The following is a 15,928-nucleotide window of genomic DNA, read 5'->3' on the forward strand; positions in this document are numbered from 1 at the left end:
TAGGGGTAGATGGCCATAGTCCAGAAGGCTGCCGAGTCGCGCGGGGCCCCGTTATTGCCTCCATTGCAGAAGAACGGCCAGTTCCACGAAGGGAAGCGCTCGTCGTAGTCCTGGGTGTACATCTGGGCACCAAGGCTGAGTTGCTTGATGTTAGAGAGGCACATGCTTGTACGGGCCTGTTCACGTGCCTGTGCAAACACGGGGAACAGGATAGCTGCGAGAATCGCTATGATGGCGATGACAACAAGCAGCTCAATCAACGTAAAACCACGAGATTTCATAACGAACCCTCCTAATGTTTTAGGTTTTAATAATGTTTTAGGTTTTAATGTAGTAGAGTTGCCCTGTCGGCAAGGGCGGTTAGTGTTGAGGTGCACCGGCCTGTTGATGGGCTGTATAGGGACTTTGGGTGTCGCCACCTGAGCCAGGGGCACCGTTGCCGAACATCTTTTTGAGTTGCTGAGCCATTTCAGGGGTCATGCCGGAATGGGCAGGCGGGCCGGAATAGTGGTAGATCAGCGCCCCGGCAATGACGATGATAACAAGGATGATGATGGCTGCAACTACGGGAGAAACCGATTTTTCTTTTAGGTTCAATTCTCCTCACCTCCGTCGCGTAACGCTTCGATAGGACAGCACGCTATCCTATTCTCATTTGTTATCCTGTATTTATTATAACACGGGCCTACCTCCCTGTCAACAGTAAATGCACAAACTTTACAATCGGAAGAGCGAGCCTGGATTTCGGATAGCGATTTTTTGCAGCAGACGGTGCCGATATACGATAACTTTGCGGGGCTAGGGGCAAATTTCTTGAGCCGTTTGGAAAATCAGGCCGGCCTTGTTTGCGTCCTGTCCCCTCTTTTCGCCCTCGCGGCCAGCTATGCAGCGGTCTTCGCAGATGAGGGGAAGGGCGTCGGCCTTGAGGAGCCGGTGAGATAGACGACTGTCATTTCTTGTGAAATAGACGTCTGTCATTTCGAGCCGAAGGCGAGAAATCTTGAGTTTCACTTCCCACTCGTTCTGAGGGGGTGGGGCTGTAGAAACTGCCAATCACTTCGGTTCTAGAGGCAGTTAGCAGAATGAGCTTGTCTTGTTCGCCCCCTATCCCGACCTTTCCCCCGATCCGGGAGAAAGGGGGCGGTTGTGGTTAGTTTCGAAGGGAAGGTTATCAGAGGAAAGCGATGGTTGGCTTACTGGTCTTCCCTCCCCTGATAGGGTGAGGGGCTTGAGGAGAAAGGGAGCTGCTGTGGTTATTTCCCAAAGCGAAGCTTATCACAGGCAATCGCGAGAGTGTCGTAGGGCTTTAGAATTCATCCGGCGCCGGGAGGTGGTTTGTGGAGGGTGCAGGTTTTGAGTTTGCGGGCTTGGGAGGCCGGCATCTGCACGGTGATGGTGGCCGGGCACCAGATGGTGGCCTTTTCGTGCGAGTCGACACAGATAGTGACGGTTACCATGGGGTCTGACTTCCGTTTCGATAGAGCTGGCGGGGGAGCCGCATGGTTGGGTGCGAGGTGCGGTGCGGAGGCGGGTGATGGAGGCGTGGCGGTGTTTTGAGGGGGTGGTAGCTGATTAGATGGGGCGTTGGAGGGCATATCGGGAGCCGGAGGCGGCAATAGGTCATTCGAGTTGTTCTGGGAGGCACCGTTCGGTTGTGGATTGGCAAGGTTAGGAGCAGAGGGCGCAGGGGGTGTTGGGGGGGCGGTAGTGGGGGCCGACGATGTTGGATTCGTGGATGGGGTAGAGGGTTGCTGAAGCTTAGTGGGGTGGGTTTGCGCGGCCGGCTTAGGTGTCGCCGGCTTGGGTTGTGGGGTGGGGGGAGCGGGGTTGAGAGCCGCGAGATACTTCTGTTCGAGGGGTACCGCCTTGATCATGAAGTCATGCCAGATAGGGGCGCATACAATGCCGCCTTGGCCGTTGCTCATGGGCCGATAGCGTCCGTGATGCACCCTACCGCACCAGATGACGGTTGTTAGCTCCGGCGTGTAGCCGGCGAACCAGGCGTCGCGGAAATCGGAGGTGGTGCCTGTTTTTCCATGAGCATTGGGCACAATGCCGTTGCTCTCGTCGCCACGGGCGGCCACGCCCGTTCCCTCGGTCACTACGGCCTCAAAGGCTTCATTGAGCTGATCGATAGTGGATTTTCGCAAAAGGCCGTCTTGCTCTTGGGGGAAATGCTCCTCCACGATGTTGCCCTCCGCATCGGTAACACGCAGCAGCCCCATGGGTTTGCGCAGGATGCCGTTGTTGGCGACGACCGAGTAGGCCACACAGAGATCGAGAGGATGGACGGCAGAGGCACCGATAGCGGAGGGATAGTAAGGGGCGATAGGGGTGGTGATGCCCATGCGGTGGGCATAGGCGATGACCGTTTTAATGCCCACCAACTCCGCAACCTGCACGGCAATGGTGTTTACCGAGTGGGCGATGGCCTCCTTACAGGTCATGCTACGGCCGGTGTAGTTTTCAAAATCGTGAACCAGTTTGTGGCTGTTAGGGTAGACGATGGGTTCGTCACGAAAAGTGGTGTTAAGGTCCGCTTTACCGGTATCGAAGGCGGCGGCATAGTCGAACAGTTTAAAGGTAGAGCCGGGCTGGCGCAGCCCTTGGGTTACGATGTTGAATTGGCTGGCCAGAAAACTGCGGCCTCCTACCATGGCACGGATGGCGCCGTTGCTGTTATCGAGGCACACCAGGCACCCTTGATTGGCACCGGTATAGCTGACGCGTTCCAGGCCCTGCTCCAACGCCTTTTCTGCCGCCTGTTGCATCTTCCAGTTGAGAGTGGTTTGAATTTTAAGACCCGATTCCACGAAATCAAGGCCATAGCGACGAATAAGGTCGTTGAGGATGTACCAGACAAAATAGGGCGCTTTGAAGTTATATCCTTTGCGGGCACGTGGCGGAGTCGCGAAATGGAGTTGTTCCGATTTGGCGGCTTCGTATTGGGCACGGGTGATGTAGCCGTAGCGGAGCATGGCATCGAGCACCTCGTCTCTGCGTTCGATGGCGCGATCGGGATGCACGAAGGGAGAGTAGGCAGAGGGCAGTTGAGGAAGCCCGGCAAGCAGAGCGGACTGGGAGAGATCGAGGTCGGCAGCCGACTTACCGAAATAGGTGCGTGCAGCGGCTTCGACTCCGTAGGCGCCGGCTCCATAATAGACGTTGTTTAGGTAGAGGTCGAGGATTTCATCTTTGCTGTAGAGCTGTTCGACGCGTATGGCGATAAGGGCTTCGCGAATTTTGCGCGCGTAGCTTTTCTGGTGGCTAAGGCCGAAAATGCCCACGTTGCGCACAAGCTGCTGGGTTAGTGTGCTGGCACCCTCGCGGGTAGGGTTGCCTCCGATGAGGTCAATATAGGCCGCACGCAGGATGCCCTCGATATCTATGCCGAAGTGGTGATAGAAGCGATGGTCTTCAATAGCCACAGTGGCATCTTTCAGAAAGGGCGAGACCTCGTTAAGGGGAACCGGTTTACGGTTGATCTGCTGCAGGGTGCCGAGGAGCACGCCGTCTTCTGACCAGATGGAGGTGGCGGCAGGGACAAGGGATTGGCTGGATAGCAGGTTAACGTTGGGCAGGTCGCGCGAAAAGCGGTAGAAGATCGCCAGCCCGAGTATGAGCAGTGCAGCGACAAAAAGCTCCCCGATGAGGAAGAGGAGAGCCAGAAAGTTTTTAATGCGCCCTCGTGGGCTGCGCCGCACGGTAGTGTGGGCACGCAAACCTCCTTTTGCCTGCCCGGAAGCGGCTTTTGCTGCACGCCTAGTCATACAGACATTATTCGCGAAGGAGCCATAACCTGTCAAGAGAGGCTAGTTATCGGTGCGTTTTCGTTCCTCCAAAATCCGCTCGATACGGCTTATCAGTTGACGGCTTCTGTAGGGCTTTTGCAGCCTATCCACGACGTTTGAGGGCAACGATTCGGCCTCCATATCGAAGGCTGGGTCCTGTCCCTCAAAGTCGGTGCTTTCGCCCTCTAGCCCTATCCCACTCAGGAGGATGATGGGCAGTTCAGGGCGCTCTACAAGAAGTCGTTTGGCTAACTCAAGCCCGGTCATGTCCGGCATGGTGATGTCGGTAATGACGAGGTCGATCGATTCCGTGGAGCATCGGATGAGATCGAGCGCTTCTTGAGCGCTTCTCACGGCAAGAACCCGGTAGCCATGCCGTGAGATAAGTTGCCGGAGGAGTTCGGTCTGTTGCAGATCGTCGTCCACCACCAGCAACGTGCGTGATGCAAGCGGCATCTCGGCCATCCTGCTGCACCTCGCTTTCTTTACTACTTCTAGGGCCATGTTCCAAGGCGCGGGTGAGAGGATTATGATGCAGAGAAACAGAACGCCCGAAACCTGGCCGTTTGTTGATGGAAGCCCCTTTCCTTAGGGCACGGCGATTCTGCATCCACGGCTGCATACTCGAATATATTCGGAGGTCGGCCCCTCGATTCCTTCTTAGAAACTGATCGTTCGCATTGAATTTTGCAAAAAACACACTATGTTTTGTTGAAAAGAGGGTTATAATAGTGCATAGAAAGAGGCTGAAATTCGGATAAATCTGGCTGCCTGCTGAGCGCCAGGATACGTTACGATACGCCTGGTGGGGTAGCTACTAAAAAACTTTCTGTTAGGGTGTCACTTGCTTGACCGCCGTTCGTTTCAGAATAGAACAAGGACGGCCAAGGGCAGACCCCCACACGTTCAAACGGAGGCACGCTTCAAACGCGCTTTCAGAAAGGAGAATCCAATATGCCACGGTGGCCTCTCTTCCCATGCGGCATCGGCTTGGCGCTGCTTTGTGGGCTTTGCTTGGTTTCGAGGGCTAGCCCTCCCAATGCGGTTGACCCCTCAAGGCAGGAGCCTTGCCCCTCAACTCGCGCCGATGCATCCGAACTTATTATTGCCGTAGCCGACTTTTCTGGGAAAGACAAAGATTTCGGCCGCTTTTTGGCCGATACGCTGCTCACCGATTTGGCCCAATCCCCCATCCTCCATATGGTAGAACGCGACGAGATAAGCCGTGTGTTGACCGAGCTAAAGTTACAGGCAACCGGGCTTACCGAACCGCAAGTGCAAAAAGTTGGGCGACTTATTGGGGCGAACCACCTTATCGTCGGCAGCTATCTGCAGGTTGGCAATCGCCTCATTTTGAATGTGCGGTTGCTCAACGTGGACACGGGGCGCGTTAGCCCTGGAGGGGCCGCCAACGTGGCCGGCCCTGCGAACGATATTTTAGGGCTTGTGAATCGTTTGGCACGTCTTTTGCACCTGCGTCTCACAGGGAAAGACCTGCCGCTCGACCCCGACACGGAGAATCGTTCCTTACAGCTACGCACGGTGGCCGATTCGCCGTCTACCGTGTCGGGCGCTGTTTTGCCATCACCACTTTCTTCCCGTGCTGCTTCCATGGGAGAGGCGGGGGCACGGCCCTCTGACGATCGAGTGGTGACCGAGGGGGAGTTGGTGCGCTATCTACAGCGCTTTGGGAAAGTATCGTTCACGATGACCCACCCAAATACGCCGGTTTCACGCCTTCGCACGCTTGTTGCCATCGTACGCGCCCTTGTTCCTCCTGATCAGATATCGGACATGGGGCGTGAGGTGGAGCAGCTTGCCGACGGGAGCGCGATACCCTATTGGGCACGCCCGTATGTGGATGCGGCGCTCGCACAGGGGCTTTGGATGCCCGGCGAGCCTTTGCGCCCGCAAGAGCCGGCCACATGGCTTTTTGTACGGACTATCGTGTCGCGAGCGCCGGGAGCTCCTGCAGATGCGGATTCGGATCCTGTGGAGAACACCTCCGTGCGTTCTTCCGCTGCGAGGGGTTCTGATATAGCGTCTCCAGAATTCACCGGTTTATTGGTGGATGCGCGCAATATGCCTGTGCAACGCAACATGAGCTTGCGCATTTTGGATGAGGACGGGCGGTTGGTCTATCCGCCGCCGGAGCACATGCCCGACCCCGACTTTGTAGATGTGGAGGGAACGGCCTCCTACGCCCACACTCAGGCAGAAACACGTCGCGCCGGGGCGCACCCCATGCGGGTGGATGCGCTTCGTGTGCAGGGCGACGACATTATTATCTCTCGCACCGATGCCGATCGTATTTTGGCCGAAGATCGGCGCGATCATTTTCTGTGGAACTGGAACGTTTGCATCCTTGTGGATGCCGATCGGTAGGATGGAGCTATGTTCTGCCTACTTCCGATCTTCATCGGCATGCACCTGTGGCTTCAAAGGGAAGCGGCGCCCACGGCGGTTGCGGCCTCGAGCGCTTCAAAACCGGCATCTTCTCCGCTCGCCACCGTGCATGTAATCGCCTCCGGCATGGCGCCTTTAGGGATAGATGGAGCTGCAGCCGAAGAGGAGGCCGTTTGGGACGCCAAGCGCAACGCGGTGGAGATGGCGACGGGGGCCTTCATTCGGGCGCGTACTTTCGGGGAGAACTATCGAACTCTGCACGACGAGATCGAGAATCAAACGGCGGGGTTCATCCGCTCGTGGCGTTTGGTTCCCGAATCGGTGCATGTAGAGCAGATCGCTCCCGGCCCGAACGGGCGTCTCCTCTGCCTGCAGATCGAGGCCGATGTGGCAAAGCTTTCCGCCATTCAATCGCTTAGCGATATTCGTGATGCCTACAACGACCTCGGAAACCCCCGTCTCTTGGTGAGGATCGCCTGCCCTACGGCGCCGGATTGTGCCCAGGTGGCTCGGCAAGAGTTGGTGCAGCAGCTGCGGTCGGCCGGCTACGATTTGGCGGAGACTCCTCCGGCCGATATCGTGTTACAGGGGCAACTGCAACTGGTTCCGACGGTGCGGCTTGGCGATGCGCAAAGCCCCTATCATGTGGGCGATGTGGTGGCCATATGTCAAGCACGTCTTACCCTTGCAGCCGTCTCTCCTTGGAGCCTGGAAACACTGTTTGCTGCCCAGGCGGAAGCAAAGGGGGTTAGTTTTCAAGGCGATGTTCTGGCTGCCGAGCAGGCCGCTCAAAATGTGGTGGATGCGTTGATGCAGCAGAGTCGCACGCTGTTTACACAGGAGATACCGGCTCGCTGGGCCAAAGAGCGCATAGACGGCCATCCGGTGGCCCTGCGTGTCATCGGGTTAGCGAGGCCGAAAGAGAGCCGACTATGCGAGGCGATAGAGGGCATGCGAGGGTTTTGCGATGTCCTTCGGCAGCAGTATCGAGGCGATAGTTACAACATAATCTTTCGTTCGCGCTTGGCCACGCAAGATGTCGCTTTACGCCTAGGCAAAATTCCGGGGCTTCCGTTAAAACTCGTTTCTATGCAAGGGGCTGCCCTCGTCTATCGGGTCCCGCGAGAGGCGCCCTCTTCGGCATCGAAGGGGCCTTATTCTTTACGGAAAGGAGTGTCGGTTCATGAAAAAAGGACGTTGTCTGCTCTCTATTTTGCTCGCCGGCCTGCTCGTGGTGCCGGTGGGTCTTTACGCCGCCTCACGGCGCGCCGATGACGATATCGAGCGCGTGGGGCCGCATGGCTCCATAGACTGGACGGAGAACACCATCTACGCTACGGGGCTTGGGGCTATTCCCAATAACGCTTCCAATGACGCTGTGGCCTATCTCAAGGCGCGCGACTACGCCATTCTTGACGCCATGCGCAACCTGCTAATGGCCATCCATCATGTGCACATAGATGCTGTAACCACCGGTGAAGAGTATATGGCGCGAGATGCCACCATTCGCGCGGAGGTAGAGGGTCTGCTGCATCACCCTCGTTTCATTTCGGAGCGGCGTATTCGTGAGGGGCGTGATGCCATGGTGGAGGTGACGATGGCGGCACCTCTCTACGGCAACGGGAGTGTGGCCGAGGCTTTTCGTTCGGCCTTGATACCTCACGGTGAAGGAGCTGCTGAGAATGGGGATAGGGGGACTTCGGGAGCAGAAGCGGTACCGGCCCCCAGCACCACGTTGCCGCCTGTGGTCTCGCCACCGAACATTCCACCGCAAGTGGATGAAGACAGCACACCCTATACATCGGTCATTATTGATGCGCGAGGCTATCGGGTTCAGCGAGATATGTCGCCGAAAATCTACGCTGCCGATGGTACGGAGGTATGGGGAACGGTGAATGTAGACCCCAACTTCGTTATCGAGCACGGCATTGTGGTGTATGCCCATAGTATCGCGCAGGCACGGCAACTGCCGGAGGCGGGTTCACATCCTCTTATTCTTCGCGCCATCGGCGGGTCGAACTCGCCGGTACATGCGGACGTGGTGCTCAGTCAGGCCGACGCGGAGCGTTTGGCACGGCTTAACGCGCGCGACGGCTTTCTCGATCGCTTCCATGTGATCTTCGTGGTAGACCCGATGGATTAAGCAAGAGGCTTCCTCTGCAGTCCTTCGTTCCTTATCAACGCCTACAACCAGTTAACCTGTTGATCTTCCCTCCCCCTATAGGGGGAGGGGTGGGGGTGGGGCTGTGGAGGCTGACAATCTCATGGTTCTAGAGTCAGTTTTGCAGAGCAAGCCAGCCTTGTTCGCCCCCTATCCCGTCCTTTCCCCCGATTCGGGAGGTGCTAGCGCACGGCGATGCAGCGGCCAGCGAAATAGGCGATGAAGGAAACGACACAGGCCGCAAAGGCGCCGTCCGCGAGGACGCCCACCGTGAGGTGCCCCTCTCCCAAATTGGGGGAGGGGGAGGGCGTCGGCCTTGAGGGGCGGGGGGGCTGTAGGGCAAGTCTGGTGGTTGCCCTATTGATGATTGTGCCATTTTGGGGCAGGCCTTGTGCCTGCCCCTACGGTGCAGGTTGGTTGATCGTGATGATTGGTGGAGTAACCGTTGAGGGCAAGTGCCCTGCGCAGCACCGTCGCTTTTGATGTGCAGAAGGGAGGGTTGGCGAAGAGACTGATAGTTAAAGGAAGCTGCTATTTAGCTGATTGATCTCCCCGTTCAATCGCCGATCTCAAAATTGAATGCCCACTTTGATGGTCTGTTCCGGATGATGAAAGAGATCGGACAAAGTAGAGGGGGCATCGGCAAAGGAGAGGATGGGGTTTACGACGCCGGCGCCGGAAAGGAGTTTTTTGCGGAAAAGCGCTATCGTGGCCTCGAAAGCGCGTTGCGGAGTCCATAAAGGATAAGAGCGATCGGGGTTGCCCCAGCCCTCCCAGGCTTGGCTGCCCACGATGGTGGGACGATTGAGGTGAAACTCTTCATCGAGGTGTAGGTCGGTGGCGTTCTGAGGCCCCCAGGGCACATGCACAACGGTTCCGCACTGACGCAGGCAGCGAATAGCCTGATGAAGGGCCGAAGCGCTGCCGGAGGTCTCAACAGAGACATCCACCCCGTAACCATTTGTGGCCTGTTTGATGGCTAAGCCCACATCGCAGGCGGTGGGATCGAAGGTGGCCGTCGCCCCGTAAAGCTCTGCGCAATCACGCCGAATGGCGAGGGGGTCTACGCCGAAAATCGCGTGCGCCCCGGCAGCTTTGGCTATCTGAACGGCCATTTGGCCGATGGCGCCCAAGCCGAAAATGGCCACATCGTCGCCAACGCGGATGTTGCCATCTCGAATGGCCACAAAGGCAACATGAGCCGGATCAACACAGACGGCATCGCTTGGGCTGAGGGTATCGAGGGCATGCCAGTGGGTTTCTTTGGCCTGATGAGTTTCACGCACAGGGCCGTATCCGAATACGCGGTCGCCGATTTTCCAACGTTCCACATTTGCCCCGACCTTGATGACCGTCCCCACCACCATATTGCCGATAGTGCGTTCGGTAGGGGGCGGCGCAGGCTCCTCTTTTGGCAGGAAGATACGCAGCGTTTTATCCCATCGCTTGCGGTCAAAAACGCTGCCGGTGATCGCCTTCAGCTCGGTTCCATGTTTGGGAGCGGCAAAAGTGACTTGAACACGCACCTCATCTTTTTGAAGGGGGGGAAGGGTGTATTCGCGGAACCAGAAGGCTTCACCGGTTTTCGTCACAATCTCTTTGGGCATCGCTACCTCCTTGATGCTCGTTTAGACGGAATATTCTTCGTCAGCCTAACCGAGTCCTGCCTTTTAGCAGAGGAAGATGACTTGACCTGTGCGACGGGGCCTGATGCTTTAGGGGATGAAGAGAGCGTGTGGGAAGCGAGTTTTTCGCGTGCGAGGCGCGCCCCTACGGTTTCCGGGGCTTGGTAGATAGGGCGATGAACTTCGGCGCAATAGACTTCGAGGATGGCGATATGTTCCGCTTTCATGGCTCGGCTCAGTTTGCGCGTGGCGGCATCGAGGTGCTCCCATACCGTTTTGGGGTCTACGCGAAGAATTGCGGCGATTTGGAACTGGCTTTTGCCGTCGAGCCAGGCGCTGAGGCAAAAGTGCTGGCGTTGTGTGAGAGGCACGGTTTGAAGGAGGCGATAAAGCTCTTGGCGATAACCGAGAAGCAGTTCGGCAAGGGGTGGCGGAGCCGGGCGCTGTTCGATGGCGTTTGCTTGCGTTTCCGAAAGCGTCTCGACAGGGTGGAGGAAGCGGCGTCGAAGGTGGTCGGCACAGGCGTAGTCCACGAACCGGCGAAGCCAGGCCAGAAATTCGGCAGCTGGGGGAACGACATCGCGGTCGTCGCGTGCATTCCATGCGGCAAGAAGCGCTTCTTGCACAACATCTTCGGCGTCTTGTGTGCCGACACGTTTGGCTGCATAGCGGCAGAGCGGGCGATAGAGCGGTTTAAGCGCACGGTCGAACGCTCCTTCGAACCGGTTGTGTAACGAGCGAGCCATCTTTCCTACTTCTCCATATAGTAGAATTTTGTATCCTATTTTAACAAAAAGGTTCAAGGGCAAAGGTGTGGGGGCTGTGGAGGCTGCCAACCTCAAGGTTCTAGAGGCAGTTAACCAAGCAAGCCTCCCTTGTTCGCCCCCTATCCCGTCCTTTCCCCCGATTCGGGAGAAAGGGGGCTATCTTGCTAATTTTTCAAAGAAAAGCCTACCAAAGGAAACCGCGATCAAGCTTATTGGTCTCCCCTCTCCCAAATTGGGGGAGGGGAGTGGGGGTGGGGGCCTTGAGGAGCCGGTGAGATAGACACCTGTCATTTCGAGCCAAAGGCGAGAAATCTTAAGTTTCACTTCCCACCCGTTCTGAGGGGGTGAGGCTGACAATCTCACGGTTCTAGAGCCAATTGACAAAGCAAGCCTGCCTTGTTCGCCCCCTATCCCGTCCTTTCGTCTTACAGACGGCGCAGCAGCGGCCAGAGCGATAGACGATTAAGACAACCTTTCAGGCCGCTGAGTTGCCCACCGCGAGGTGCCCCTCTCCCAAATTGGGGGAGTGGGGGTGGGGGCTTGCTTGTAGGGGAAGGGGGTGGGGCTGTAGGGGGTACGCGTGAAGGGAAAGGTGCAGTGCGCAGCACCCTCGCTCTTGAGGGACAGGGGTAGAGACCGGTAAGCAGCTTGCGCACTCCAAGCCCTCGGGTTTTGGAAGAGTGGCGGAAAGAGGCCAGTCGCTTTACCGGTGAAGTCTGCAGGAGAAGCGTGGATGAATAGAGAACATAACAATCAAAATGGAGTGCTCGATGGGATGTAGAGAGCGAAATTTGAGGATATGAGAACCTTTTTGCATGTGGAGCAACGTGGGACGCTGGCGACGATTACGCTCAATCGCCCAAAGGTGCGCAATGCCTTAAACAGTGAGATGAGCGCGGCCCTAACGCGGACTTTTCATCAGTTGGCCGGGAAGGCGCGTGTGGTGGTGCTAAGAGGCGAAGGGCCTGCTTTTTGTGCCGGAGCCGACATTGAGGAGATGCAGCGACTTACAGAGGCCGATTTCGACACGCAACGGGCACAGGCCGTGGCTTTACAGCAGATGTTTCAGACGATCTCGAGCTTCCCCGGTGTTACCATTGCCCGCGTGCACGGTGCTGCCATAGGAGGTGGGGCGGGGCTTGCGGCCGTTTGCGATATCGCCATTGCAGCGGAGGAGGCGTTTTTTGCGTTCAGCGAGGTGCGAATCGGGCTTATACCGGCTACCATCGCCCCTTGGGTGGTTCAAAAGGTGGGGCTAGGGACGGCCAGAGCTTTGTTTGTAACCGGTGAACGCATTACGGCGACGGAGGCGTTACGCATCGGTTTGGTGCAGCAGGTTGTGATGCCAAACTCTCTCGATGAGGCCGTAGTGCGTAAAGTCGAGGCCATTCTTCAATGCGGGCCGGAGGCCATTGCCGCCGTGAAGCGGCTCCTGGCGCATCTGCAAGGGTTCTCTTCGGCAGAAACGGCCGATCTCACGATCGCCTATCTGGTGGAGCGGCGCATGAGCAAAGAGGCCAAAGAGGGCTTTCAGGCTTTTCTCGAAAAGCGGCGCCCCTCCTTCCACGAGACACTGTCGTGAAGCGGGTGCTGATAGCCAATCGCGGTGAGATCGCGGTGCGCATCTTGCGCACCTGCAAAGAGATGGGGTTTCACACTATTGCCGTCTATTCAGAGGCGGATCGCGATGCCCTGCATGTGGCTTTGAGCGATGAAGCCCACCTTTTAGGGCCGGCGCCGGCCCGTGAGAGCTACCTCAATATAGAGCGTCTGCTGCAGGTAGCACACCATGCTCGTGCCGACACGGTGCACCCCGGCTACGGGTTTCTCTCCGAGAATGCCGATTTTGCCGCCGCTTGCCGAGCGCAGGGGTTGACTTTTGTGGGGCCTTCGCCCGAGACCATTCGGCAACTGGGAGACAAATGCGCGGCACGCGCCCTTGCAGAACGAATAGCTGTGCCCACCGTGCCCGGTTATACAGAGGACGATATGTCGGAACGTCGGCTTCTGAGAGAGGCAAAGCGCATCGGCACGCCGCTTATCCTCAAAGCGGCCGGCGGTGGCGGCGGGCGGGGCATGCGGATCGTTTCGGATTTGGTGCAACTGCCGGAGGCGCTTGCGGCCGCACGAAGCGAGGCTCTGGCGGCTTTTGGGGACGAACGAATCTTCCTCGAACGCTACATTCCACGCGCCCGTCATGTGGAGGTGCAGATTTTAGGCGATTTTCAGGGCAACGTGATCCATCTGTTTGAACGGGAGTGCTCGGTTCAGCGCCGTTACCAAAAGATCGTCGAGGAGAGTCCTTCCTGCGGTGTTAATGCCACTTTGCGCGAGGCGTTGACCGAGGCGGCCGTGCGCATTGCCAAGGCGGCGAACTACGTTGGGGCCGGCACGGTGGAATTTCTGGTGGAGGCGAACGCCGCGGAACCCCGGTTCTACTTTTTGGAGGTCAACACACGCCTCCAGGTAGAGCATCCGGTGACAGAGGCGGTGACCGGCTTAGACCTGGTGCGGCTTCAGTTTCATGTGGCTCAGGGGCTTCCTCTGCCCTATGCGCAAGAGGATATCTCCTTAATGGGGCACGCCATAGAGGTGCGCCTTTGCGCCGAAGACCCGGCAAACCATTTTCTGGCCTCGCCGGGGACGGTGCGATTTTGGCAGGCGCCCGAAGGGCCAGGAATACGGGTGGATACTGCTCTGGAGACGGGTAGCTTTGTTTCTCCTTACTACGACCCTCTGTTGGCCAAGATCATCGCTTTTGGGAAAACGCGGGCCGAGGCTTTAGCTCGGCTTGAGCGTGCTCTCATGGAGACGCATGGGGTGGGCGTCAAGACGAATCTCGCTTACCTGCTCGACATTATCCGCCATCGTGCGTTTCGTGAGGGCGATCTCTCAACCCGTTTTCTTGAGGAGCATTTTACCGAATGGAAAGCGTTTGCCGAGCCACCCGAGGAGGTGCTGTTGGCCTTAGCGGCGACGAGCCTTGAAGGCGACCGTGTGCCTGCTTTGCGCGGTGCCTCGCTCTTGAATTCTCAAAAGCCGTTAAGCCCGTGGTACACGGTGGGGCGCTGGCGAAACACATAAGGGATGTCTATGCGTTATAGCTATCGTTTGGAAGAGGAATCGGAGAATATACTCAACCTCAATGTTGAGGCAGAAGGCGAAATCTATAGGGTTACGCTGCCGAACGGGCAAATCTATCGGGTGCGCTTACGAAGAGTGGAGATGGCGACCCAAACGGTGCCTTGGGTTGAGATCGCGCTGTGCGATGCCACAGGGCAACCCGAACGGCTCCTGCGCGTGCCGGTTGTTGACCTAGACGGGCGCATAGCGGTATCTTGGAAAGGGCGAGTCTATCTCTTTGCACGGGTGGTGGAAGAAGGGAGTAGGTTGCAGACTTATGGGGAAAGTGCAACTGAGGGGAAGGGCGTGGGCCTTGAGGAGGAGGCCGGACTTGTGCGGGCGCCGATGGTGGGTGTGGTTTCGGAGGTGTTGGTAAGCGCAGGGCAGGTTGTGGAGAAGGAGCAGCCGCTGTTGGTGCTTGAGGCCATGAAAGTGGTAATGCGTATCGGGGCGCCTTGTGCCGGGCAGGTGAAGCGGTTATGGGTGCAGGCGGGACAGTTGGTATCGCATGGAGAGCCGCTGGTGGAGTTGGTGGACGAATGATCGCCGTCCCTGGTACTAGCAAAAAGCGGCTCCTGCTCGGCTATATCATTTTCCTGTTTCTGTTTGTATTCGTCATCGGGGTGCTGCAGTTTTCCATTCATGCCGTAGAGGTGCGAGCGCAACGTTTCCGTCTGCTGCTAAAGCAGGGGGTGCAAACCATGGCGACGATCACTGCGAAACGGGTCACGACGTCGGGCGATATCGTCGCTTTTCGCTATACCGTGTCGGATCGCACTTACACGGGTAAAAGCCCGGTATCGCCCGAAACGTTTAGCACACTGGTAGTTGGCCATGTTACGCCTGTGCTCTATCTTCCCCAGTCCCCTTCTCAATCCGAATTGGCGTTATCGGATGTGCTCAGGTGGGCTTCTGGTCTGGTGCAGTATTGGCGCATTTTGCAGATCGCCAACGGAATAGCCGGTGTTCTTGTGTTGTTTCGTATCACGCGGCTGCGTAAACAGAGGAAAGCCCAGCAGTGACGGAGGGTTTATGCAAGCAAACGGCCTTTTAGAGCGGGTGCGGGCGGTGGGACAACATTTTGCCGAAATGCCTCGGCGGGTTCGGGTGGTAGAGGTTGGGCCGCGAGATGGTCTTCAGAACGAATCGCTTGTTTTGCCCACGGAGGTGAAGGCGCGATATATCGCGCTACTTTCGGAGTCGGGGCTTAGTGAAATCGAGATCACCTCTTTTGTTAGTCCAAAACGTGTGCCCCAGTTGGCCGATGCCGAGGCGCTCTGCGGGCAGCTTCGTTTTTCTGAAAAAGTGCGTTACACGGGGCTGGTGCCCAACCGGCGCGGGCTAGAGCGGGCGTTGGCCGCCGGCGTTCGATCCGTTGCTGTTTTAGCCGCGGCCAGCGAAACCTTTTCTCTGCGCAATATCGGCATGGGGATGAAGGAGGCCATCGAGGAGATTCGGGCGATTTGTCAGATGGCTCGGCCTGAGGCGGTTCGCGTGCGCGGCTACGTTTCTACAGCTTTTTACTGTCCTTATGAGGGGCGTGTGTCGCCTATGCAGGTGCGTGCTGTGGTGGAGTCGTTGTTGGAGATTGGGGTTGATGAGGTTTCGTTAGCCGACACCATCGGCCATGCGGCGCCCACCGATGTGGTGCAGTTGCTGGAGGTTCTTGCGCCCATCTTACCGTTGGAGCGCACGGCAATGCATTTTCACGACACGTGGGGTTTGGCCCTTGCGAACGTGTTGGCGAGTCTGGAGCTAGGCGTTGCCACCTTTGACGCGGCTTCTGGCGGGGCGGGTGGGTGCCCCTTTGCTCCGGGCGCTGCAGGGAATGTGGCAACCGAGGACTTACTGGTGCTTTTGCAGGGCATGCACATGGAGAGCGATGTCAATTTGGCGAAGGTGGCAGAGGCTTCGCGCTATTTGGAGAGTTCTTTGGGCAAGTTGCTACCCGGGCGGTATCTGCGTTCGATGATGAAAATAATATCGTAGGGGCAGGCCTTGTGCCTGCCCAACAAAATATGGCGCTCACAATAGGGTAGCCCTTACAGGCCGACG

At 57.4% G+C, this 15,928-nt stretch carries 14 protein-coding genes; 8 read left to right on the top strand and 6 right to left on the bottom strand.

Going from position 1 to position 15,928, the window contains the following annotated elements:
• The 4 genes from VKV29_RS04260 to VKV29_RS04275 all read right to left on the bottom strand — a co-directional run.
• On the bottom strand, positions 1 to 281 hold a 281-nt coding region (locus tag VKV29_RS04260; RefSeq protein WP_324200062.1), incomplete at its 3' end, for a type II secretion system protein.
• Positions 282 to 360: 79 nt separating this feature from the next.
• Positions 361 to 597, bottom strand: a complete 237-nt coding sequence (locus VKV29_RS04265) for an archaellin/type IV pilin N-terminal domain-containing protein (protein WP_324200063.1) — start codon at positions 595 to 597, stop codon at positions 361 to 363.
• Between the two features lie 716 nt (positions 598 to 1,313).
• On the bottom strand, positions 1,314 to 3,722 hold the full coding sequence (locus tag VKV29_RS04270) for a PBP1A family penicillin-binding protein (protein ID WP_324200064.1): 2,409 nt from the start codon (positions 3,720 to 3,722) through the stop codon (positions 1,314 to 1,316).
• Positions 3,723 to 3,812: 90 nt separating this feature from the next.
• Complete coding sequence (locus VKV29_RS04275) at positions 3,813 to 4,247, bottom strand: response regulator (protein WP_324200065.1); 435 nt, start codon at positions 4,245 to 4,247, stop codon at positions 3,813 to 3,815.
• Positions 4,248 to 4,745: 498 nt separating this feature from the next.
• Between VKV29_RS04275 and VKV29_RS04280 the strand changes: the two genes are divergently transcribed.
• The 3 genes from VKV29_RS04280 to VKV29_RS04290 are packed head-to-tail and all read left to right on the top strand — an operon-like array spanning position 4,746 to position 8,340.
• Positions 4,746 to 6,176 (top strand): CsgG/HfaB family protein, encoded by a 1,431-nt coding sequence (locus VKV29_RS04280; protein ID WP_324200066.1) that lies wholly within the window; start codon positions 4,746 to 4,748, stop codon positions 6,174 to 6,176.
• Between the two features lie 9 nt (positions 6,177 to 6,185).
• Entirely contained in the window at positions 6,186 to 7,472 is a 1,287-nt protein-coding gene (locus VKV29_RS04285) for a hypothetical protein (protein ID WP_324200067.1), read from the top strand.
• A complete protein-coding gene (locus VKV29_RS04290) occupies positions 7,381 to 8,340 on the top strand; it encodes a hypothetical protein (RefSeq protein WP_324200068.1) in 960 nt (319 codons plus the stop codon). Before VKV29_RS04285 ends, VKV29_RS04290 begins: the two co-directional genes overlap by 92 nt.
• Positions 8,341 to 8,927: 587 nt before the next feature.
• Here the strand turns inward: VKV29_RS04290 and VKV29_RS04295 are convergent.
• Both VKV29_RS04295 and VKV29_RS04300 read right to left on the bottom strand, forming a co-directional pair.
• Complete coding sequence (locus VKV29_RS04295; protein ID WP_324200069.1) at positions 8,928 to 9,965, bottom strand: zinc-binding alcohol dehydrogenase; 1,038 nt, start codon at positions 9,963 to 9,965, stop codon at positions 8,928 to 8,930.
• 2 nt (positions 9,966 to 9,967) lie between these two features.
• Positions 9,968 to 10,729 carry an RNA polymerase sigma factor gene (locus tag VKV29_RS04300; protein WP_324200070.1) on the bottom strand — a complete coding sequence of 254 codons (762 nt, stop codon included), beginning with the start codon at positions 10,727 to 10,729 and terminating at the stop codon, positions 9,968 to 9,970.
• 820 nt (positions 10,730 to 11,549) lie between these two features.
• Between VKV29_RS04300 and VKV29_RS04305 the strand changes: the two genes are divergently transcribed.
• The 5 genes from VKV29_RS04305 to VKV29_RS04325 are packed head-to-tail and all read left to right on the top strand — an operon-like array spanning position 11,550 to position 15,862.
• The gene (locus tag VKV29_RS04305) at positions 11,550 to 12,332 is read left to right on the top strand and encodes an enoyl-CoA hydratase-related protein (protein ID WP_324200071.1); all 783 of its coding nucleotides are present in this window, start codon (positions 11,550 to 11,552) and stop codon (positions 12,330 to 12,332) included.
• Positions 12,329 to 13,834, top strand: a complete 1,506-nt coding sequence (locus tag VKV29_RS04310) for an acetyl-CoA carboxylase biotin carboxylase subunit (protein ID WP_324200072.1) — start codon at positions 12,329 to 12,331, stop codon at positions 13,832 to 13,834. The genes VKV29_RS04305 and VKV29_RS04310 overlap by 4 nt, the downstream gene beginning before the upstream one ends.
• Positions 13,835 to 13,843: 9 nt before the next feature.
• On the top strand, positions 13,844 to 14,416 hold the full coding sequence (locus tag VKV29_RS04315) for an acetyl-CoA carboxylase biotin carboxyl carrier protein subunit (protein WP_324200073.1): 573 nt from the start codon (positions 13,844 to 13,846) through the stop codon (positions 14,414 to 14,416).
• Positions 14,413 to 14,895: a DUF3592 domain-containing protein gene (locus VKV29_RS04320; protein WP_324200074.1), complete on the top strand. Its 483-nt coding sequence runs from the start codon at positions 14,413 to 14,415 to the stop codon at positions 14,893 to 14,895. Before VKV29_RS04315 ends, VKV29_RS04320 begins: the two co-directional genes overlap by 4 nt.
• Before the next feature lie 10 nt (positions 14,896 to 14,905).
• On the top strand, positions 14,906 to 15,862 hold the full coding sequence (locus tag VKV29_RS04325; RefSeq protein WP_324200075.1) for a hydroxymethylglutaryl-CoA lyase: 957 nt from the start codon (positions 14,906 to 14,908) through the stop codon (positions 15,860 to 15,862).
• Positions 15,863 to 15,928: the final 66 nt, after the last annotated feature.

Source organism: Chthonomonas sp., assembly GCF_035294165.1.
Classification (GTDB): Bacteria; Armatimonadota; Chthonomonadetes; order Chthonomonadales; family Chthonomonadaceae; genus Chthonomonas.